Source organism: Bradyrhizobium sp. AUGA SZCCT0222 (genome assembly GCF_018130205.1).
GTDB lineage: Bacteria > Pseudomonadota > Alphaproteobacteria > Rhizobiales > Xanthobacteraceae > Bradyrhizobium.
In genome coordinates, this window is record NZ_JAFCLX010000013.1 from 120,018 (window position 1) to 138,562 (window position 18,545).

At 59.8% G+C, this 18,545-nt stretch carries 20 protein-coding genes; 7 read left to right on the forward strand and 13 right to left on the reverse strand.

Annotated elements, in window-relative coordinates; translation table 11 throughout:
- Window positions 1-372: 372 nt before the first annotated feature.
- Entirely contained in the window at window positions 373-1,065 is a 693-nt protein-coding gene (locus tag JQ629_RS14235; protein WP_249135051.1) for a Crp/Fnr family transcriptional regulator, read from the forward strand.
- On the opposite strand, the gene JQ629_RS14240 is transcribed toward JQ629_RS14235, so the two are convergent.
- The 5 genes from JQ629_RS14240 to JQ629_RS14260 form a co-directional block, all read right to left on the reverse strand.
- Complete coding sequence (locus JQ629_RS14240) at window positions 1,062-2,027, reverse strand: HEAT repeat domain-containing protein (RefSeq protein ID WP_212413211.1); 966 nt, start codon at window positions 2,025-2,027, stop codon at window positions 1,062-1,064. The two genes, JQ629_RS14235 and JQ629_RS14240, sit on opposite strands and share 4 nt — an antisense overlap.
- 1 nt (window position 2,028) lies before the next feature.
- A complete protein-coding gene (locus JQ629_RS14245) occupies window positions 2,029-2,262 on the reverse strand; it encodes a 4Fe-4S dicluster domain-containing protein (RefSeq protein ID WP_212413212.1) in 234 nt (77 codons plus the stop codon).
- A 14-nt stretch (window positions 2,263-2,276) separates the two neighbouring features.
- Window positions 2,277-4,013 (reverse strand): fumarate reductase/succinate dehydrogenase flavoprotein subunit, encoded by a 1,737-nt coding sequence (locus tag JQ629_RS14250; protein WP_212413213.1) that lies wholly within the window; start codon window positions 4,011-4,013, stop codon window positions 2,277-2,279.
- A gap of 9 nt (window positions 4,014-4,022) precedes the next feature.
- Window positions 4,023-4,316 (reverse strand): gamma-butyrobetaine hydroxylase-like domain-containing protein, encoded by a 294-nt coding sequence (locus tag JQ629_RS14255; protein WP_349631265.1) that lies wholly within the window; start codon window positions 4,314-4,316, stop codon window positions 4,023-4,025.
- Between the two features lie 95 nt (window positions 4,317-4,411).
- Window positions 4,412-4,747: a hypothetical protein gene (locus JQ629_RS14260; protein ID WP_212413214.1), complete on the reverse strand. Its 336-nt coding sequence runs from the start codon at window positions 4,745-4,747 to the stop codon at window positions 4,412-4,414.
- A gap of 241 nt (window positions 4,748-4,988) precedes the next feature.
- Between JQ629_RS14260 and JQ629_RS14265 the strand changes: the two genes are divergently transcribed.
- A complete protein-coding gene (locus JQ629_RS14265; protein WP_212413215.1) occupies window positions 4,989-5,297 on the forward strand; it encodes a site-specific integrase in 309 nt (102 codons plus the stop codon).
- A gap of 858 nt (window positions 5,298-6,155) precedes the next feature.
- Window positions 6,156-7,061 (forward strand): transglutaminase family protein, encoded by a 906-nt coding sequence (locus JQ629_RS14270; protein WP_212413216.1) that lies wholly within the window; start codon window positions 6,156-6,158, stop codon window positions 7,059-7,061.
- A 66-nt stretch (window positions 7,062-7,127) separates the two neighbouring features.
- Here the strand turns inward: JQ629_RS14270 and JQ629_RS14275 are convergent, their stop codons facing one another.
- From JQ629_RS14275 to JQ629_RS14285, 3 genes are all read right to left on the reverse strand, one after another.
- Complete coding sequence (locus tag JQ629_RS14275) at window positions 7,128-9,257, reverse strand: putative bifunctional diguanylate cyclase/phosphodiesterase (protein ID WP_249135043.1); 2,130 nt, start codon at window positions 9,255-9,257, stop codon at window positions 7,128-7,130.
- A complete protein-coding gene (locus tag JQ629_RS14280; RefSeq protein ID WP_212413217.1) occupies window positions 9,254-10,918 on the reverse strand; it encodes a methyl-accepting chemotaxis protein in 1,665 nt (554 codons plus the stop codon). Before JQ629_RS14280 ends, JQ629_RS14275 begins: the two co-directional genes overlap by 4 nt.
- 313 nt (window positions 10,919-11,231) lie before the next feature.
- Entirely contained in the window at window positions 11,232-12,245 is a 1,014-nt protein-coding gene (locus JQ629_RS14285; RefSeq protein ID WP_212413218.1) for a PAS domain-containing protein, read from the reverse strand.
- On the opposite strand from JQ629_RS14285, the gene JQ629_RS14290 reads away from it, so the two are divergent.
- Window positions 12,225-12,428 (forward strand): hypothetical protein, encoded by a 204-nt coding sequence (locus tag JQ629_RS14290; RefSeq protein ID WP_212413219.1) that lies wholly within the window; start codon window positions 12,225-12,227, stop codon window positions 12,426-12,428. The two genes, JQ629_RS14285 and JQ629_RS14290, sit on opposite strands and share 21 nt — an antisense overlap.
- 223 nt (window positions 12,429-12,651) lie before the next feature.
- Here the strand turns inward: JQ629_RS14290 and JQ629_RS14295 are convergent, their stop codons facing one another.
- Window positions 12,652-13,758, reverse strand: coding sequence for an AraC family transcriptional regulator (locus JQ629_RS14295; RefSeq protein WP_249135044.1), 1,107 nt, complete (start codon window positions 13,756-13,758; stop codon window positions 12,652-12,654).
- A gap of 188 nt (window positions 13,759-13,946) precedes the next feature.
- On the opposite strand from JQ629_RS14295, the gene JQ629_RS14300 reads away from it, so the two are divergent.
- Together JQ629_RS14300 and JQ629_RS14305 are read left to right on the forward strand one after the other, a co-directional pair.
- Window positions 13,947-15,167 carry an ABC transporter substrate-binding protein gene (locus JQ629_RS14300; protein WP_212413221.1) on the forward strand — a complete coding sequence of 407 codons (1,221 nt, stop codon included), beginning with the start codon at window positions 13,947-13,949 and terminating at the stop codon, window positions 15,165-15,167.
- A gap of 183 nt (window positions 15,168-15,350) precedes the next feature.
- Window positions 15,351-15,773, forward strand: coding sequence for a hypothetical protein (locus JQ629_RS14305; protein ID WP_212413222.1), 423 nt, complete (start codon window positions 15,351-15,353; stop codon window positions 15,771-15,773).
- 100 nt (window positions 15,774-15,873) lie between these two features.
- On the opposite strand, the gene JQ629_RS14310 is transcribed toward JQ629_RS14305, so the two are convergent.
- Both JQ629_RS14310 and JQ629_RS37730 read right to left on the reverse strand, forming a co-directional pair.
- Complete coding sequence (locus JQ629_RS14310) at window positions 15,874-16,440, reverse strand: hypothetical protein (protein WP_349631266.1); 567 nt, start codon at window positions 16,438-16,440, stop codon at window positions 15,874-15,876.
- A gap of 114 nt (window positions 16,441-16,554) precedes the next feature.
- Window positions 16,555-16,863, reverse strand: a complete 309-nt coding sequence (locus JQ629_RS37730) for a hypothetical protein (protein ID WP_212413223.1) — start codon at window positions 16,861-16,863, stop codon at window positions 16,555-16,557.
- 447 nt (window positions 16,864-17,310) lie between these two features.
- Between JQ629_RS37730 and JQ629_RS14320 the strand changes: the two genes are divergently transcribed.
- A complete protein-coding gene (locus JQ629_RS14320) occupies window positions 17,311-17,583 on the forward strand; it encodes a hypothetical protein (protein ID WP_212413224.1) in 273 nt (90 codons plus the stop codon).
- 237 nt (window positions 17,584-17,820) lie between these two features.
- On the opposite strand, the gene JQ629_RS14325 is transcribed toward JQ629_RS14320, so the two are convergent.
- Window positions 17,821-18,078 (reverse strand): hypothetical protein, encoded by a 258-nt coding sequence (locus tag JQ629_RS14325; protein WP_212413225.1) that lies wholly within the window; start codon window positions 18,076-18,078, stop codon window positions 17,821-17,823.
- A 34-nt stretch (window positions 18,079-18,112) separates the two neighbouring features.
- Window positions 18,113-18,388: a hypothetical protein gene (locus JQ629_RS37080; protein ID WP_502752942.1), complete on the reverse strand. Its 276-nt coding sequence runs from the start codon at window positions 18,386-18,388 to the stop codon at window positions 18,113-18,115.
- Window positions 18,389-18,545 lie beyond the last annotated feature (157 nt).

Below are 18,545 nucleotides of genomic sequence, written 5' to 3' on the forward strand. Positions count from 1 at the left end.
TACTTGCGTTCCACCTCTTACCCGCGCCGCGTCGTGATTCCGTCGCAATGTGCCGTCGAACGCCGTCAAATGATTTTCTCGCCATGACACGATCGGCAGATAAATCGTCTCGACAACAACTCGTTGGCGCATGACCTTTGCTAAGTGCATTTCGACTCGTTCAAAGAAGTGGACTTTGCCGTTCTGTCCCATTTAGCTGTCGGCGAAATCGCAAGGCGAACTGAGGCAATGACGACACTCAAAGAAGCTTCCGATCCTGAGCCCTTGGCCCTGATGGCGCGGACCGGCGCCGTCGTGCAGCTGGACTGGCCGGCCAAGGAACGGCTTGCCGTCGTATCCAGGCCGCCCGCTCGCAAGGAACCCGCCCTGTTCATGAGCGAGTCCATCGAGGGGCTGAACGTCGGCGCGCATTTTCTCGATCGGCTGTCCGCCGAGCAGATGGAGGAGGTTCAGGCCGCGGGCCGAACCGTTCCGGTGCCCCAGGGGGAGATGGTGTTCAATCAGGGTGAACATCATGACGGCATCTTCATCATCAGGCGCGGACAGGTTCGGGTCTATTACACCGCCCCCTCCGGCCGCGAGATCACCCTTGCCTACTGGACGCCAGGCCATTTCATCGGCGGCCCGGATATATACGGCGGCGGCATCCATATGTGGTCCGGCGTCGCGGTCGAGGATTGCGAGATCACGGCATTGTCCGGCGCCAGCTTGCAGAAGCTTCTGGTGCAAATGCCTACCTTTGCGCTGGCGCTGATCGACGGGCTGATCGCCAAGGGCAAGTGCTACTCGTCGATGGCGCAGATCCTGGGCACCCGCTCCGTGATCGAGCGGCTGGCGCAATATCTATTGAACCTGTCCGAACTCTACGGCGTTTCCGATGGCGACACGATCGTCATCAACCGCAAGGTAACCCACGACCAGATTGCGGCGATGGTCGGCTCAACCCGCCAGTGGGTGACGATGATGCTGAAGCGGTTTCAAACCAAGCGCATCATTGCCATCGAGGGCAGCGTCATCCGCATCAAGCGCATCGACTTGCTGGAGACGATCCTGTTCAAGGATTAGTTGCGCGCCTCGATCTGTCCGAGCGCCCAAATCACGGTCTTGCGAACGTCCGGATCTTCGTCCTGGGCGCGCGCGGCGAGGGCATCATGGGCTTTCGGATCAGCAATATCGCCAAGCGCCGCGGCAGCGTCCTTGCGCAGCGAAGGAAGCGGATCGTCAAGGAATGGAATGATGGAAGCCACGGCGAGACGGGCGCGGAGCTTGCCCAGGCTCTGCAGCGCCTTCTGACGAACCTGCCAGTAGCTGTCACCGAGCGACCGGGTCAGCGCCGTCGCCACCGAAATCTGGCCGACCCGCCCGATCGTCTCGGCCGCCACCGCTCTCACCTGCCATTCGCCATCCGAGAGCGCATCCGCGGCCGCCTGCGCCGCCGCCTCATTGCGTGCAAAGGACAGCGCATTGACGGCTGCAAGCCTGACGTCAGTGCTTTCGTCCCTGGTCGCATGGATCAGCGAAGGCAGCGTCTCGGTCTTCTTCAGATAGCCGATCACACCAACCGCCTGCACGCGCACCGCGGCATCAGCGTCGCCGAGCGCGGCAATGGCGGGCCCGAGCGATTCGCTGACCTGCAGCGCCTTGAGCGCGCGAAAGATCGCGGCGCGCACGAAGGCCGACGAATGCGTCACCAAGGGGAGCAACACGACGCTGGCCGCGGACTCGCGAAGTTCCGCGAGGCTGTCCGCGGCGGCCTGCGCGACATCCGTCTCGGAGTCAGTCAGGGCACCGACCAGCCCCTTGGCGACATCGACGCCGTCAAATTCGCCCAACGCCTTGGCCGTCTGCAGCCTTACCTCGGCAGCCGGATCGCCCGCTGCTCGCACCAGCAGCGGAATGGCCTCGCCGCTCGACGTCTCCACGAGATCAATGACCGCAAGGCGCCGCACCGACGGATCCGGGCTCTCCAGCCGTTCGGAAATCTCGTCGAGGTCACCGAACGCCTCGAATGGTTCGAACGCCGTCATCTCAGCGCAACAGATAGGGAATGTTGACGGTCACGGCCCCGGTCGGGCAGTCGGTCTCGCACGGCATGCAATACCAGCACTCGTCATATTTCATGTAGGCCTTGCCGGTGAGGTCGCTGATCCGGAGCACGTCGAGGGGGCATACATCGACGCAGACGGTGCATCCCTTGTCGGCAATGCATTTGGCCTCGTCGACAATGACCGGGACGGTTGTGGGGGTGTGGGCAATCGGCATGTGATATCCGTATCTCAGGCGTGCTGGCGAATGCGCTGGCGGTCGTAGGCGGAGCGCTCGGATTCCTCTATCGGGACGACATAGGGCGCGACCGGCCGCTTTTCCGCGATCATCTGTGCATTCTGTTTGCGCAGGATGCTGTGGCAGAACCATTCGTCATCGTTCTTCTGGGGATATTCGACGCGGTGATGATAGAGGCCCCAGCGGCTCTCGGTGCGGAACAGCGAGGCGAATGCCGCCATGTCGGCGCAGTCCAGAATGGAGGCGACCTCAAGCGATCGCATCAGTTCGTGCGCATCGCGGACCACCATGGCATTTTCCATGTCCTCGCGGATCTCCGCAAATCGCGCCTGTCCGATCTTCATCTTCGCCGTGACCTTGGGCGGCTGGAGGTAGTCGTTCACGAAGCGCCGGGCCTTGTATTCGAGCTGGTTGGGCGGAATTCCATCCTCCCGCCTCGTGGGCGCCAGCACACGTGCCTGCTCGCGGGCGACGTCAGCGGGGTCATAGTCAGGAAGATCGGTATTCCCGGCAAATTCCGCCGCGTGCTCTCCCGCCACCGCGCCGTTGGTGAAGGCGCCCAGCATGTAATTGTGCGGTACGCTTGCCATGTCGCCCGCGGCATAGAGACCCGGCACCGTGGTGCGCGCAAACTCGTCGACAAAGACACCGGATGCGCTGTGGCCGGAGCAGAACCCGATCTCGGAAATATGCATTTCGATCATGCGCTCGCGGTAGTTCGTGCCTCGATTTTCGTGGAAGCGGCCGCGCGACGGACGCTCGACATTGTGCAGCACGGCCTCGATCTTGCCGACGGTGTCGCTATGCAAATGGTTGAGCTTCAGGAACACCGGTCCCTTGCCGGATTGCAGTTCGTTGTAGAACTCCTGCATCATCTGGCCCGACCAATAGTCGCACTCGATGAAGCGATTGCCCTCGCTGTTGGCGGTATAGGCGCCGAACGGACCGGCCACATAGGCGCAGGCGGGGCCGTTGTAATCCTTGATCAGGGGATTGATCTGATAGCATTCGAGGTTCGCGAGCCCCGCTCCGGCATGATAGGCCATCGCGTATCCGTCGCCGGAATTGGTGGCATTCTCGTAAGTACCCCAGAGATAGCCGGACTGCGGCAGGCCGAGACGGCCCGCCGCACCGGCGCACAGGATCACGGTTTTTGCACGCAGCACCAGGAACTCGGCGCTGCGCGTATTGACGGCGATCGCACCCGCGATCTGCCCGTCCCGTCCCGTCAACAGACGCGTCGCCATATAGCGGTTGGAGATCAACACCTTCTCGCGGCGAAGCTGGCGATACAACGCCTTCTTGACGGTATCGCCATTCGGCATCGGCAGCACGTAGGAGCCGAGGTGATGGACCTTCTTGACGTCGAAATCGCCGTTCTCGTTCTTCTGGAACTTGATCCCGAAACGGTCGAGCTCCTGGATGATGTCGAAACAGCGCGACGCGTATTTGTAGACCGGCGCCTGATCGCAGATGCCGTCATTGGCGATGGTGATTTCCTTGGTGTATTGTTCGGGCGTGGCGTAGCCGGGAATGACGGCATTGTTCAGCCCGTCCATGCCCATCGCGATCGCTCCCGAGCGTTTCACGTTGGCCTTTTCCAGAAGGACTACGCGCGCGGCCGGATTACTGCGCTTGGCCTTGTAGGCAGCCATCGGCCCGGCGGTTCCGCCGCCGATCACGAGGACATCGCAGGTGACCTCGGTCACGCCATCCTTGATCTCATCCATGTCGCGACCTCAATGCTGCCCGGCGAGTTCGCGCAAATAGGACCAGGGATAGATGCCGCGATCATGCCCGTCCGAAAACGACAGGCGCAGGGCGTGATTCCCGATCGGCTCGACCGCGGACACATGAAGTCCCGGCGGGATCACGAGTTCGATCCCGTCGATTTGCCGGCGAATCTCGCTGGCCGCGCGGCTTGCCCGGCGCAGCGTCTCCGCCTCGAGCAGCCGGGTTCCGCAATCCGGCCAGGTCAGCGCCAGCACCGTGGATTGTTCGCGTATCTCGATGTTGGTTGGTTGCACGTTCACCTCGCGTTGCCCTCCGGCTTTTTAGGCCGGTTCGGACCATCGCGGCCCGCAATAAATTGCTTTCGCCGTCACAAGCCGAGCTCGTGCAAGCCGGGTCAGCAATCAGCGCAGGTGTCGAGCAAGAAACGGGCCGACCGCGTCGAGCACGGCGTCCGGCTGCTCCTCGGGTTGAAGATGGCCGCCGGGGAATGGCTCGTCCCTCGACCTGCGTGGCCCAGGCCTGCCAGATCGTGAGCGGCGTTTCCGCCCCTCAAGCGCCCCTGCTCCCACAGCACCAATACCGGGCAATCGAGGACGAGCCCGGCGGCGCGGTCGGCGAGATCGTGCTCGTGGTCGACGCTCGCCCCGGCCCGGTAATCCTGCATCATCGCATGCCGGACTTCCGGCCGGCGGAATGCCGCGCGATAGGCGGCCAGCGCCTCGTCCGACAAACAGCCGGACCTGCAGAACGATCACTCACCTTCCGAAAACCGACACGGCACTCATGCCGCAGCGCGTTCAGTTCGGTCTGCTCATGTTGGTTCTCGCTAGATTTTCTTTGCTCTCCCCCTCCACCACGCATCCCTGGATGAACCTCGACGCCATGGTCTATCCGGGCAAAGGCGCCCTGGAACGGTCAACCAAGAAGCGGCGCCCTCCGGCAAAGATCGCTAGCCGACTGCGCCCGACCAGATGCGATCGGGCGAACTGCGCAAGGCCGGCATTCTGGAGAACGGCGACCAAATCCGATTCGTCGTCAACCGCATTAGCGATGGGCAGCCTCTTGCCGGCAAGATCAGGTCAGCCTGGGAAGGTATTCTGCAGGACGCAGGGCTTGGCGATGATGTCGTCCGGCATTCGCTATGCCACACAGCAGCGACGTGGCCGATGCAGGCCGGCGTCGATATGTGGGAGGCTGCTGGCTGCCTTGGAATGACGGTAGAGCAGCTAGAGGCGAACTACGGTCATTCACCATCCCGAATTCCAGGAAGAAGCCGCTGAGGCGTTTGGCGGCTGGCGCTAGTCCCGCGCGGGGAACTTGGGATCAATTTCGTTCGCTGCAGCGTCGAGTTCAGATTGCGCGGCCCTCACCTCCGCCCAAGCCACGGACTTCTCAGGATGCCTCGGCGAAATCTGCACAAACCGATCGTTGGCTGTGACAAGCGCGTGTACGGCCTTACCCCAACGCTCGTATGCAGAATCGAATTCCACAGGCACGGCACTGCTATGATCGAGCCATTTCGTTGCACGCTTAAATCATCGAAAGTATAAGTATTTGAAAGAATGGTCGGAGTGGCAGGATTCGAACCTGCGACCCCTGCACACGGGAGAGGTCCAAGGTTCGATCCCTTGTGCGTCCACCATTTAAGCCCATGAAATATGGGCTTTGTGCATCACGCCGGAATCTCACTCGGCAGTATCCAGCAGAACGAGACGGAAACATCCGAGTAGCAACTGCGGAAAAACTGCGGACTTTGTTCGTGCACCGTTCTGCTGCCGCTGCGATCGGCAGGGCCCACGCGGCTCATCAGCCCTGCGCGTAGGAAGTCATCCTGCGCATATTCAGCTGAATAACGGCATGCAGGAGATCCCTCGCCGGGTCGGATCAGGGGGTCCAAGCGCGCCGGATGACCGCTTCGCGCCAAAAGGCGACGTTCACCTGCTGTTGTGCGGTGGGTCGATCACATTGATTTAGATCAACGGCGGCCCGGCGGCGATGTCAGAGAGCGTTGTTGGCGGTTGCGCAACACAGTTGCTGTTGGCTACTGCTTCTCTTCAAGGGGAGGCTTTCTCTATATCGGCAACAATCAACCAAGCTGAGGCGTTTCGGAAGCGCTGGCCACACAACGGGACGAACAAATGGCGGTTCTCGGCAAGATAAGCCACACCACCACTTACCGGTATGCGAAGCCTGTTACCTTCGGTACGCACCGGGCGATGTTCTTGCCAAGGCGCGGCGCATCCGCGCGTCTCGTCAGTTGGTCTGCAACAAGCAGCGTTCCTGCTAAAATGCACTGGACCACCGATGCCCGCTCCAACACGGTAACGGTGATGGAATTCAGTGAACCTGCCAGTGAGCTGACGATCATGTTTGAGGCTCGCGGCGTGTATTACGGCGTTAAAGGAGTCGAGGCGTTTCCGCTGGAATCCCGGGCCGAAGAAATACCGGTGCAATACACTCCCGACGAAGGGACCGACCTGGCCGGTTATCTACGTCCTCATGCCGAGGATCCGGACGCAACCCTGGCCGCGTGGACCAAGAGTTTCGTTGCCGGCGACCAGGATCGAACGACCGATGTCCTGCACCGGATTCTGCACACGTTTCGCGACACTTTCAGCTATCGTCCGAGGGACGCCGAAGGAACCCAGTCGCCTGGTGAAACCCTGCGCGCCAAATCCGGTACTTGCCGGGACTATGCCTGGCTCATGATCGAGGCATTGCGCCGGCTCGGGTTCGCCTCGCGCTTCGTCACCGGTTATCTTTACGATGCGGCACTGGATGGCGGCGCGGTCGGTGTGAGCGGATCCGGCGCCACCCACGCGTGGCTGCAGGTCTTTCTCCCAGGTGCCGGCTGGCTGGACTACGACCCGACCAACCAGATCAGTGCCGGCTTTGATTTGATTCCGGTGGCAGTCGCCCGACATCCGGCGCAAGCAATCCCGCTGGCAGGCTCGTGGGTTGGTGAAGCGAACGACTATTTGGGCATGACGGTCAACGTCGCCGTCCAAAAGATCGGGAACGCGCCCGATCTGCCCGCACGATAGAAGCAAGCCCAACACCGCATCGCAATAAAATGCCGGCAAGCGGCCGTCCGTGGAATGCGCCGCCTTCTACACTCCGGCTTCCGAGAGTATCACCGCCGGAAACGTAATGATTCCGCAGTCATGCGACCCAAAGGAACCAAACGGCTGCGGCTTTCCGACGGCAAAACCCTGAACGTAGTCGACGCCAATTTCACGAAGCGCCTCAAGCAGGGCTGGGGTTGCAACGAACTCCGCAATCGTTGCGATCCCCATGACTTTCCCGATCTTGTCGATCATCTCGACCATGGCGCGATCGACGGGACTGGTCAGCATGTCTCGTATGAATGCGCCGTCGATCTTGAGGTAGTCGACCGGCAGGTTCTTCAGGTAGGCAAATGACGACATGCCGCTTCCAAAATCGTCCAGCGCAAAGCGGCAACCCGAGCTTCGCAACGCCGAAATAAAGCGTCGCGCGCTATCCAGGTTCGAGATGGCACTCGTCTCCGTTATCTCGAAGCAAACGACGTTGCCCGGAATTTGATGGGCATCCAGTTCGCGTCGAACAAATCCAACGAAGCTGTCATCGCCAAACGTCTGCCCGCTGAGGTTGATGCTGCACTGAGAAATCGGCATCGACCGCCGTCTCGCCAACTGATCCGCCAGCTGGCTGAAGGCGCTCCGGACAACCCAGCGGTCGATGAGGGGCATCAAGCCATATCGCTCCGCTGGCGGAATAAACTCCGCCGGCGCAATGATGTTTCCCGATCTATCCTTGAGACGTAACAGCAACTCCAGATGTCGGCCGCCTTTGCCTTCTTCTCGCAGTGGCACGATTTCCTGTTCGTAAAGACAGAAGCGATGATTCTCCAGCGCCTCCTGAATGCGATGAACCCACTTCATTTCATCCACCCGCTGCTGCAATTCGGTATCACCGCTGTGGTAGACCTGTACGCGATTTTTGCCTTTTTCCTTCGCGCCATAGCAGGCGATGTCCGCCTGACGTAACGCTACCTCGGTTGAAACACCGGGTTCGTCGATACACGCGCTGCCGATGCTGGCCGTCACGCCAAATGACCGCCCCTCCCAACTGAAGCTGAAGGTCTCGATGGCGGAACGCAGATTTTCGGCGATTTCTGCGGCATGCGCTGGTTGGCAGTGAGGAAGCAAAAGACCAAATTCGTCGCCGCCCAACCGGGCAAGCACGTCGTCGGGACGAACCTGCTGCTTTAGAATATCCGACAGGTCGCGCAACAGCTGATCGCCAGCGAGATGACCACATGTGTCATTCACGATCTTGAACTGGTCCAGATCGAGGAAGACAAGCGCGTGCGCCACGTCGCCGCTCCTGAAGCCATCGAGACGCTCCTTGAGCCGCGCCTCGAACTCTCGCCTGTTCGCGAGGTTAGTCAGCGGGTCATGGGACGCCTGCCATGCGAGCCGCCGCTTTTCTGCATACAAGGCCGCCTCAAACGCCTGACGCTGCAGTACCAGTCGTCGCGTATGCCAGATGATCAGCAAGACCAGAAGGGTTGCGGTCGCCAGATTCACGAACGTCAGCATGAACTTCACGGCTCGCGACCCAGCGCCAAGAACGTCCGAGAACGCATTGGCCCGAACAGTAAGCTCGCTGTTGAGTTCGTAAAGTCGTGACGAGAGAAACTGAAGCCGGGAATTGTCCGTCGGCCGACCTTCGTTCACTTCGGAATGAATGGACTCTCCAAAAATAGCCAGCTCCAGCAGCATGGAGTCGGTCGCGGCCCACTGCTGTATTGCACTTTTCAAATACGTTATTTGGCCGAAATACCGAAACAGCCAGATCATGCCGGCGATGTCATCCGGATGATTTGCGCCTTGCAAAAATCCAGCCCTGGCGATCTCAAGTTCTGGCTGGTCCTGCTCGAGTGCCCGTCGCGCCAACTGATCGCCCAGCGGAATAGCCAGCGCAGCACGATACTCATCAAAAAGAGATTGCCGGCCCGAATGCAAATAAAGATGCAGGAAGTACACCGCGTTTTTCTGAGACCTCGACCAGCTTGCTTCGCCCGCGACGTACGCTCTGACTGCCGATAGAATATCGAGACTGAGCCCGGCAACGAACGCCTGCAGCAGAACGACCGCCACGAATGGTGAAACCAGCCTCAAGAGGCGGTAACGGAAGTACTGCTTGAGCCAGTTCATCGGAAACCACGGTGCTTCGATCGCCGATCCTTCGCTCAAGCCAACGCCGCTGCCGCGCGCTGCATATTGGCCGACATGTCGCCGGTCACCGTGCTCTGCTCGTTCACGGCAGCCGCGGTACTCGTTACGTATTCATTGACATGTCCAATAGCCGCCTTGATCGTACCCAGAGTGCTGACGACGTCGGTGGATACGCTGTTGAGCGCATCGATCTCTGTCCGGATTTTGTCGGTCGCTTGTTTGGCCTGATTGGCGAGGCTCTTGACCTCGGATGCAACAACCGCAAATCCCCTGCCAGCTTCGCCAGCCCTCGCCGATTCGATCGTTGCGTTGAGCGCGAGCAGGTTGATCTGGCCGGTGATGCCGTTGATCAACTCAATGATGCTGCCCATTGATTCCGCTGCAGCACTCAGACGCGCAGCCTGGGCGTCTGCAGATTCAACATGGCCGACGGCGGAAACCACGACATCCCTGGACTTCACCATGGTTTCTGAAATTTCGCGTATCGATGCGGTCATCTCTTCGCTGCCGGCCGCAACCGACTCGATCAGCCCCCGAGCCTCCTCCGCCTTCATCCTGGCGACGGCCTTCGCCGTGACGTCAGTCGCATACTTGACGACCTTGAACGGCTTGCCGTTCAAATCGAGAATCGGATTGTAGGACGCTTCAATCCAGATATCGCGCCCGCCCCTGGCCAGGCGCTTGTACTCGCCGGCCTGATATTCACCGCGGTTCAGATCCTGCCAGAATTGAGCATACGATGCCGACGCGCGGTCGGCCGTCGCCACGAACATGCTGTGGTGCCGGCCTTCTATTTCAGCGCACGAATATCCCATCGCATCGAGGAAGTTCTGGTTGGCGTGTATGATCGTGCCGTCCATCTGGAATTCGATCACGGCCTGTGATTTCTTGATAGCGTGGATTTGCCCCCTCGTATCGGCCGCCAGCAACTTCTGTTCCGTAACGTCGGAAGCGAACTTGACGACCTTGAAGGGCGCTCCGGTCTCGTCGAGGATCGGATTATACGATGCCAGGATCCAGACCTCTTTACCGCCCTTTCCTAACCGCTTGTATTCTCCCGAAAGAAATTCTCCCCGATTGAGCTTCGCCCACGACTCCAGATAGGCCGCACTGGCGCGAAACCCGGGTTCGACGAACATGCTGTGATGATTGCCCCTGATTTCATCGATCGAGTACCCCATGACTTTCAGAAAGTTGTCATTTGCGGTGATGATCGTTCCGTCCAGATTGAACTCTATCATGGCCTGAGCGCGACCGATCGCGGCGATCTTGCCGGCGTCCTCCATCGCTCTGCGCCTCTCGGCCGTAATATCCGTAGCGAACTTGATTACCCTGGTCGGTTTGCCTTTGTCGTCGAGAACGGGATTGTAGGACGCCTGAATCCAGATGGCGTTTCCGTCCTTGCGGACACGCTTGTATTGCGCGGCTTGAAATTGGCCTCGATTGAGCTTCGCCCAGAAATCTCGATAGGATGCGCTATCCCGCTCGCCCGTCGGCACAAAAATGCTGTGATGCTTGCCCTTGATCTCGGCGAGCGAGTATCCGAGAGCTTGAAGAAAATTCTCGTTGGCCTCGACGATCGTGCCGTCGAGATCGAATTCGATGACAGCTTGCGATCGGCTGATCGCATTGGCCTGAGCCAGCGCACTTTCAATGAGCTTGCCTTTGCGTCCGAACATGAGTATCCCCCAATCAAAAGAAGCGGTGCGTAACGTGTCCTGCCTAATCCCGGACGCTGACGGTCGACATCCGGCAGCGGAGCAAATCGTCTTCTGTTGAATTAAACCGACTCCAAATCTTCAAATCATTAAGCGGTTTTGCTGGATTTCAGCGCGCGTCCTGCACCGCAGCCGCGCTATTGGCGGTCCTCGCAGGTCAAGGCACCTTTACCGGGACAGAAATTGTGCGCGAAGTACAAAGCTGCGGCTCCGATCCGCAAATTCTGCTGTTTGAGAAGCGCCTCGTGCCCAATCGAAGCGAGGAGAATCCGTTCTATCGGAGCGTGACGGTCGGTTTCAGGTTATTCGGAAAGATGAAGACCGCTCCTCGGTTCTCCAGTTCAGCACGGAGACGCCCACTTTCGGCCGAACCGTCTCTCGATACGCCGTCCAACTCCTCCAGGCGGCGTATGACCGCTATCGACACTCCCGTCAGCTCGCTAAGCCGTTGCACCGACAGGCGCAGCATGGTGCGTGCCACCCGCAATTGTGTTCCCGTCGCAGGCCTGGCGGGGTTCAGCAAAGCCTGGCCCGTCCTGTCGTTGTCGATGTCGAAGCTGAGGGCAAGCCATTCCGCTATTGCCCCCTCGGCAGATCGGATCGGCGCTACATGAATTTGGCGCCAACTCAGCGCCCCATCGGGAAAGCGAACCCTGACTTCCGTCCTGAATTCTTCTCCGCGGCTTACCGCGTCCCGCCAGATCTTCAGCATGCCTCCGCGGTCATCGGGATCGACCCAATCGATCCAACGCGTACCCAGGACGCTGACACTTCTGCCAAAGGGCTGCTGATACAGCACGTTGGTCACTTTACCGTCGGGAGCCGCGATGGTTACAGTGGCCTTCGACAACCTCGCAATTGCTTGCAGGTATCTTGCTCCGGCGCATAGCAAATGGTTTCTGTTCTGGTCCGCGGTTGCATCCGCCATCAATACGAGGAGCGCGTTGGCGCGCCCCTGGTCATCGACGAGGAACTCGCCATATGCGCGCACCCAGCGAACCCGGCGGTCCCCGAGGATGATGCGAAAGGTGTCGTCAAATGAGATCCGGTTCTGCAGGGCGACATTGACCCTCTCCCGATCTTGCCGATCCCTGGGATGCATCCGGTCAAGCAATGCCTCGCGCGAAGGCCGTACGCTACGCTCGAAGCCGAACAGGTCGAACATCCCTTCCGACCAGGCCATTCGCTTCTCTGCGAGATTCACCCAGCAGACGCCGACCTTGAGCTGCCGTTCGAGGAATCCGAGGACGTGGTGGGGAATTGTCTGGTGCTGCGCGATACCGGTCATCTCATTGATCTGGGCTTCGAAAGATTCGGCGACCCGGAAGGCCTGATCGCGCGGCTACTGTTTTCGGCAGTGCAGTGCCCCGATGGACAACAAGCGCTCAGGAACGCGCCAAAACGGCTGGTCGCCCACGAGACGATTTCGCGGTCAAAACGCAAGAAGCACCCATGCAGCGGCACTGCATAGGCCAAAGAACCAAACAATTGAAAGCCAGAACAATGCATCGTCGCGTGACATGAAGCTTCCGGCAATTCCAGCCTGGTGCGGCGCCTGTGCGCATATACCGGAGCGCTGCCACGCAAATCTTGTTCTCGCGCGCCAAGAATTTGGGATTCCGCGCCGAAAATTTCGCGAAGATGCCTTTTCAACGATGCCCGTGGCTTTGAGTTAATGGTCGGAGCGCCCGACCTTAGTTGTCGCCCTGTCGCTCGTCGTCGGCCTTGTCACGGGCTTCCAACGCTATCGATGCGCCTCTCGCCGGGACGCAATTGGACAGCCGGAATTCTCTTGGCGTGGTTCCTGTCCATCGCTTGAATGCGTGAGTGAAGGAGCTGACTTCCTGATAGCCCAACAGCCACGCAATTTGAGTGACGGGCAGTTCGCGATCACTGAGATAGCGTTGGGCAAGAGCCGATCTCAGCCTGTCCAGTATTTCGGCGAAGGTTACGCCCTCGTCTCGAAGCTTCCTCGATAACGTACGCGAACTCATGCCAAGCTGGCGGGCGACTTCCGAAAGTTCGACTCGCCCGTGCGGAAGCAGTTGCGGTATTATTCCCTCCACGCGCGAATGATTGCTCCCGCGTAATCCCGGTCGGTGAGCAAGCGCCTCTTCTGCATATCGCCGCAGCAAGTTATTCAGATGAGGGTCGCGCCCGACAATCGGCATCGAAGCGGCCAGCGCCGGAAGCATTATCTCATCCGTGTCGGCGTCAAATTCCACTTCGGTTCCAAAGAAGGCATTGAACGCCGCCGGTGAGCCGGCCCTGGCATGTCTCACCTTCAATCGACGCGCGGCTATTCGACTGCCGGTAAGCTGTCGGCATATGCGCATCAGCGCGACCAGCCAAAACTCGATCTGATGCCGATCGGAGGCTCGGTCTACGTTTACGTAGTCGATGGCGATGTTCGCCGTTCCATCCAGCTTGAAGCCCAGGCGCGCTCCGTCAGTATTGATTCTGCTATAGCGTTCAGCGTTGCGAAAGGCATCCGCAAGATGTTCTGAGGATGCCATTACATAGTAAACCAAACCAATCTCGCGCAGGTCGAAGCTGCGTGCCAAATGAAACCCGAGAAAGTCATCCCGAAGTTCTTCTGCGGCCAATTCCAGGAGCTTGATCTGGGAATGTACCTCGAGACGAACCGTTGGATCGGTAATCTCCTCAGGTCTCAACCCCGACTTCGACAGAACGGCCTTTACGTCCTTATCTTGCTCACGCAGTCGCGCGCATGCCAGGCGCGCGATTCGTCCGGTGGCACTCGGGATCGAACGAAAGCCCGCAGATCCATTTGAACTCATGAGGCCGGACCTCATTTCCCTTCGAAACTTGCGTTCTCAGGACCCAACATTTTTCCCGATAGAAGGCTTGCCCCTTACAACAACCAGTCGTCGCTGGCGACGGACCTTGATCTAAATCAAGTAAATCAAGCCGAATGTCCCCGATGGTTTCAAATCAGACTGAACTCTTTGGTCACCGAACTCACCCGATGCAAACCTTTGCTCGAACGCTGGTTGCGATCGTCGTGGCCCTTACGTCGCTGGGCGCGATCACCGAGCGCGTGCGCGAACCGGGCGTGACCGACACCGAAATTCGCATCGGCAATGTTATGCCCTATAGCGGGAGTTTGGAAGCATTCGGAGCGATCGGAAAGGCCGAAGCGGCGTATTTTGAGATGATCAACGAGCGTGGCGGGATCAACGGCCGCAAGGTGCGCTTCATCTCCCATGATGACAAATCCGACCCGTCGACCGCGCTGGAACTCACACGCGGCCTCATCGAGAAAGAGGACGTCCTCCTGATGTTCGGTTCGTTCGGAACTCCGGGCAATTTTGCCGTCCGCACATACCTGAACGAACGGCAAATTCCTCAACTCTTTGTCGCTTCCGGAGACGATCATCTGAGCGATCCGTCGCTGTTCCCCTGGACAATGAGCTGGCAGCCCTCGATTCGGGAAGAGGGGCGCATCTACGCCAACTACATCCAGGCGTTCTACCCCGGAAAACGGATCGTTGCGCTTTGGCAGAACGATCATTTCGGCCGTGAACTGTTCAGGGGACTGCAAGACGGTCTCGGTGACATCGCCCGGATGATCCGGCTCGACATCGCGCACGATGCCGCAGACGACAATCTGGGCAAGCACGTATCGGTCCTGAAGCGATCGGGCGCCGAGATTCTTGTGTTTGCGGGCGCGCCTGCAAACCTGACGAAAGTAATCCGAAGCGCGGCGGATCTGAACTGGCACCCCGTGTTCATCCTGAACCACATGTCATCATCGATCGCGACGGCGCTAAAGCCTGCCGGCCCGGAAAATGCCTTGGGCGTGATTACGGCGACCTTCCTGAAGGATGCAAGTGATCCGGCCTGGAAGGACGATGAAGCCGCCAAGGATTGGCCGACATTCATTGAAAAGTACAATCGGGCCGGAGGCAAAGACGACAACGCTGCCGTGTTCGGCTACGCGGCCGCCGAGACACTGGCCCAGGTGCTCAAACAATGCGGCAATGACCTGTCTCGCGACAACGTCATGAAGCAGGCAGCGGCCCTCGAAAACTACCAGAGCTCGATTTTGCTGCCTGGAATCAAGATCAAAACCGGACGTTGGGACTTTCGGCCAATCAAGCACCTGCGACTGGTTCAATTCGACGGCCGTAGCTGGCAACCTATCGGCGACGTGCTTGAAACTGCTTTCTCCAGATCCCAAAAGTAACGGTGTCCGGCAAAACACAATCGGGGTGAGGCGGCACGGGTGCCGACTGAGCGGTGGCCCCGCGCGCGCTGCTTCGTGGCCGAACCCGCGGTTTGATCTAGATCAAACACGCCGCGCCGCGTCGCCCCAGGAATGGGCCGTGACCGGCCCGCGCCCGGCGCTGCCGCACAGGAGGAGACGATCATGAGCGTGCTGAGTTCACTGCGTACCGCTGTTCTCGCTGCCACCGCCGCCCTGCTTGCTGCGGGCGCGCAGGCTGGGCCAATGCCGACCAACTTGGCGGCGATGAAATCGATGGTCGACCAAAACACGACCGAAGTGCGCTGGGGCGGCGGCTGGCGCGGCGGAGGATGGGGCTATCGCGGCGGCTTTGGTTATCGCGGCTGGGGCTATCGCGGCCTCGGCTACGGCCTCTCCGCCGGCGCCCTTGTCGGCGGCGCGATTGCCAGCCGAGGCTACTATGGCGGCTACGGCGGATACTACGGCAGCTATCCTTCCTCCTATTATAGCTACGCTGCCGTCCCGTATTACGGCTATGGCGGCGGCTACGGCTATGGTGCCGGCTATTGCCCGCCCTATGGCGGCTACGCCGCCGACGGCTGGTGAAATCGGTCGCGCTGCTTGTTTTCTTCTCCCTTGAGGAGGATGGGGCCGGCGCAGCGAAGCAGCGCCCTCTCCCACGATGACGCGGTCGTGCTCGCCGACTTTATTTAGGAAGGCATTCCACATTGAAGGCAATGATGATCTGCGCCGGGTCGCCCTTGCCGATGCTCTTCAGGTCTTCCAAACCACTTTTCAGCTTGGCTCCGGCTTCCTTCAAGCTGCCCTCGAGTGTCGACTTGGCCGCCCTGCACCGCTCTTCATTCGAGAACTCCTGAAACACCACGGTTGGGAGCAGCCTCCATTCCGCCCTGTCGTTGGTAGCGGCCGGACTGACCGAGTAGGAGAAGACGTACATCAGGATCCACATCGAAATGCTCCACGAATGATACGACGGGCGTGGGGTGGCGTTGCCGTTCTGATCGCCGGTGGCATGACTGAGCTGACCGACCTCGTCGGGTGGAGCTAGCTTCGTCCATGAAATGCTGCGCATTGCGCAACACCGTTCGCTGACGAACTCGCGGTCAGCGAAACCGGGAACTGCAAAGCGGCGGCGGTCAAGAGCGTTCGGACCGCCGTTCGCCTTGTTCCTGCGCAGGATCAGTATGGATACTGATACTGCCCGGGGCAGACCCAGTTGCGTAGGTGTCGTAATAGCAGCTGTTGTAGCCACCGTAGTAACCGTAGGCCCCGAGGGCTGCGGCCCCGACGGCTGCGGCGCCATAAGCCGCACCGCGATAAACCCGGCCTGGATACCGTCCGGGGTAGCCAGCTATCGGGCGACCAGCTATCGGATGCGCCGGCCGAACGCCTCCGCGATACGCGCCTCCGGCGTGAATACGTCCAGCGTGAACGGCGCCGCCTCGGAAGTGAGCACCGCCACCTCCGTGGAAACCTCCTCCACCACCACGGAAACCAGCACCACCTCCTCCTCCTCGGCGCGCGAACGCGTCATCCGGAATGAGGCTGGTGGCCACAAGAACGATTGCAGCGATTGCAGCGAGAGCAAACCGAAACATGGCGCTTCCTCCCTACTAGATGCATTTCGCCTCGCATGGCGATTGATGCGAACGCGGCAAACCTGCTGCACGCTCATGGTGGAGGCTTGATCTAGATCAACGGCACCGGCGGTGATTCTTCCTGCGGATGCGCGCGGTCACTACGGGCGTATTGATCCCCGGGAGGCGCTTCGCTCGGATCCTCAGCCGACAGCAGACTATGGGGATTGCATTGACTTGCGGGCTGCCATCGAAGCGACGGCATCACCCGGTGGGCAAGCTGAAAAGGCTGACCCAACAGACGAAAGGAATGCGATGACGATCGCGCCGACGGTCCGACCGTCGCAGCGGCAGCACATATTCTCGGCAACAACAACTGCGAAGAGTTCTCAACAGGAACTGGCCACTTTTCGCGGCAATTGCGACCGAACTTCCTATGTCCGGTATCCGACATTTCGTGTATTGTGCAGGCATCACCGCCCCGCAATCGGCCCCTACCGGTGACTGAGAGTGTTGCGCTCGCGGCTTAACGACGGACGCATCGCATGCTCGATTCCCATATTCGTCAAGAATCGTCGTTTCTCCCAATCGGGAGTAACGGTGGCTCAGTTCGCGACTCGTTCGGTTCGCCGCACTTGAAGCGATTGAGCTTCGTTGTCTGGTGCACCGGCAAGAAGAAGACCCCCAGCGACGAACCGGTCGACGAGCAGCCCGGCGCGGACAAGCCGTCCCGCACGGATGAAGCCCGGCATGTTGCTGAAGAGTACGCCAACGACCAGCGGGGAGTTCTCAAAACGTATCGCAAGACCCTTCATTGAAGGCTCACCTGGATCTCGCCTGCCGCTGGTTCTGTCGGCTTGACCTCGACGCCGATGCGCTGCTCCTTCTCCAAGAACAGGCATGACCGCTTCCGCAGTTGCGATCCACTACAAAGCTGTTCGAGACCGTTGCCGGCGCTGCAAGGCAGAACGGCTGCAGCACGGCATTTCGAGTGCTACAGCTTGAGGGTTTCAGCCGTGGCAATCAGCACTCTCGCTGCTCATGGATAGCCCGGCTCAGAACGACATCAATATTGTCGCTGGCATTGAAGCCAGGCAGATTGAAGCAATCACGACAAACGTGTTGGATTTGCGCCTGGTAGTCAGCCGGGCTGTCTCGGCATAAAGACGGGCGGCGCGCTCGCATGAAATCCCGCCGCTTCCGAAAGCGTCATAATATTCATACTTGTTTTTGCCCAGACGGCGCACGTCGTCAGGCAAACCTCGCGCGAGCTGCGCTCGAACGAGGGTGCTTTCGCGGTAGACGCCATCCACGCTTCTTGCCAGCGAAGTGACCGGCAGAGCTGCGTCAGCGGCACACGTATCTGCCATTGACGAGAACGCGGATGCAAGCGGTGCCTGCGGCCGCGGCGCCTACAGCGGCTCCGCCGACGACCGCCCGGCGCGTTGTTCGGCGTGCAACGCCGGCAACGCTAGCGGGGGTAGCCGGGCGTCCTACCCTGGCTTCGGCGCTTTGGATGGATAACGCAGGGCCATCGCCTGACGACAAGTCGATCGAGCCAAACATTCCAAAACCCAGGACGGCGACGACCAGCAACATCCGCTTCGTACGAATGGATTTCATGGCGACCTCCATTGGCGGCTTGAAACAATGAGGTCAGTCTTTGGATGCAGTCGGTCCCTGGCTTGATCTGGATCAATCAACGCGGGGAACTGTGAAGCCGCAGCGACGTGGCACAAACTGCATAGTCCGGAGCCCGATCAACAAAGCGGCGTGGTGC

Coding starts and splice junctions, on each gene's coding strand:
- JQ629_RS14235 (WP_249135051.1), top strand. CDS start 373: ATGAGCGAGTCCATCGAGGGGCTGAACGTCGGCGCGCATTTTCTCGAT.
- JQ629_RS14240 (WP_212413211.1), bottom strand. CDS start 2,027: ATGACGGCGTTCGAACCATTCGAGGCGTTCGGTGACCTCGACGAGATT.
- JQ629_RS14245 (WP_212413212.1), bottom strand. CDS start 2,262: ATGCCGATTGCCCACACCCCCACAACCGTCCCGGTCATTGTCGACGAG.
- JQ629_RS14250 (WP_212413213.1), bottom strand. CDS start 4,013: ATGGATGAGATCAAGGATGGCGTGACCGAGGTCACCTGCGATGTCCTC.
- JQ629_RS14265 (WP_212413215.1), top strand. CDS start 4,989: ATGCGATCGGGCGAACTGCGCAAGGCCGGCATTCTGGAGAACGGCGAC.
- JQ629_RS14270 (WP_212413216.1), top strand. CDS start 6,156: ATGGCGGTTCTCGGCAAGATAAGCCACACCACCACTTACCGGTATGCG.
- JQ629_RS14280 (WP_212413217.1), bottom strand. CDS start 10,918: ATGTTCGGACGCAAAGGCAAGCTCATTGAAAGTGCGCTGGCTCAGGCC.
- JQ629_RS14285 (WP_212413218.1), bottom strand. CDS start 12,245: ATGACCGGTATCGCGCAGCACCAGACAATTCCCCACCACGTCCTCGGA.
- JQ629_RS14295 (WP_249135044.1), bottom strand. CDS start 13,758: ATGAGTTCAAATGGATCTGCGGGCTTTCGTTCGATCCCGAGTGCCACC.
- JQ629_RS14300 (WP_212413221.1), top strand. CDS start 13,947: ATGCAAACCTTTGCTCGAACGCTGGTTGCGATCGTCGTGGCCCTTACG.
- JQ629_RS14305 (WP_212413222.1), top strand. CDS start 15,351: ATGAGCGTGCTGAGTTCACTGCGTACCGCTGTTCTCGCTGCCACCGCC.
- JQ629_RS37730 (WP_212413223.1), bottom strand. CDS start 16,863: ATGAGCGTGCAGCAGGTTTGCCGCGTTCGCATCAATCGCCATGCGAGG.
- JQ629_RS14320 (WP_212413224.1), top strand. CDS start 17,311: ATGCTCGATTCCCATATTCGTCAAGAATCGTCGTTTCTCCCAATCGGG.
- JQ629_RS37080 (WP_502752942.1), bottom strand. CDS start 18,388: ATGAAATCCATTCGTACGAAGCGGATGTTGCTGGTCGTCGCCGTCCTG.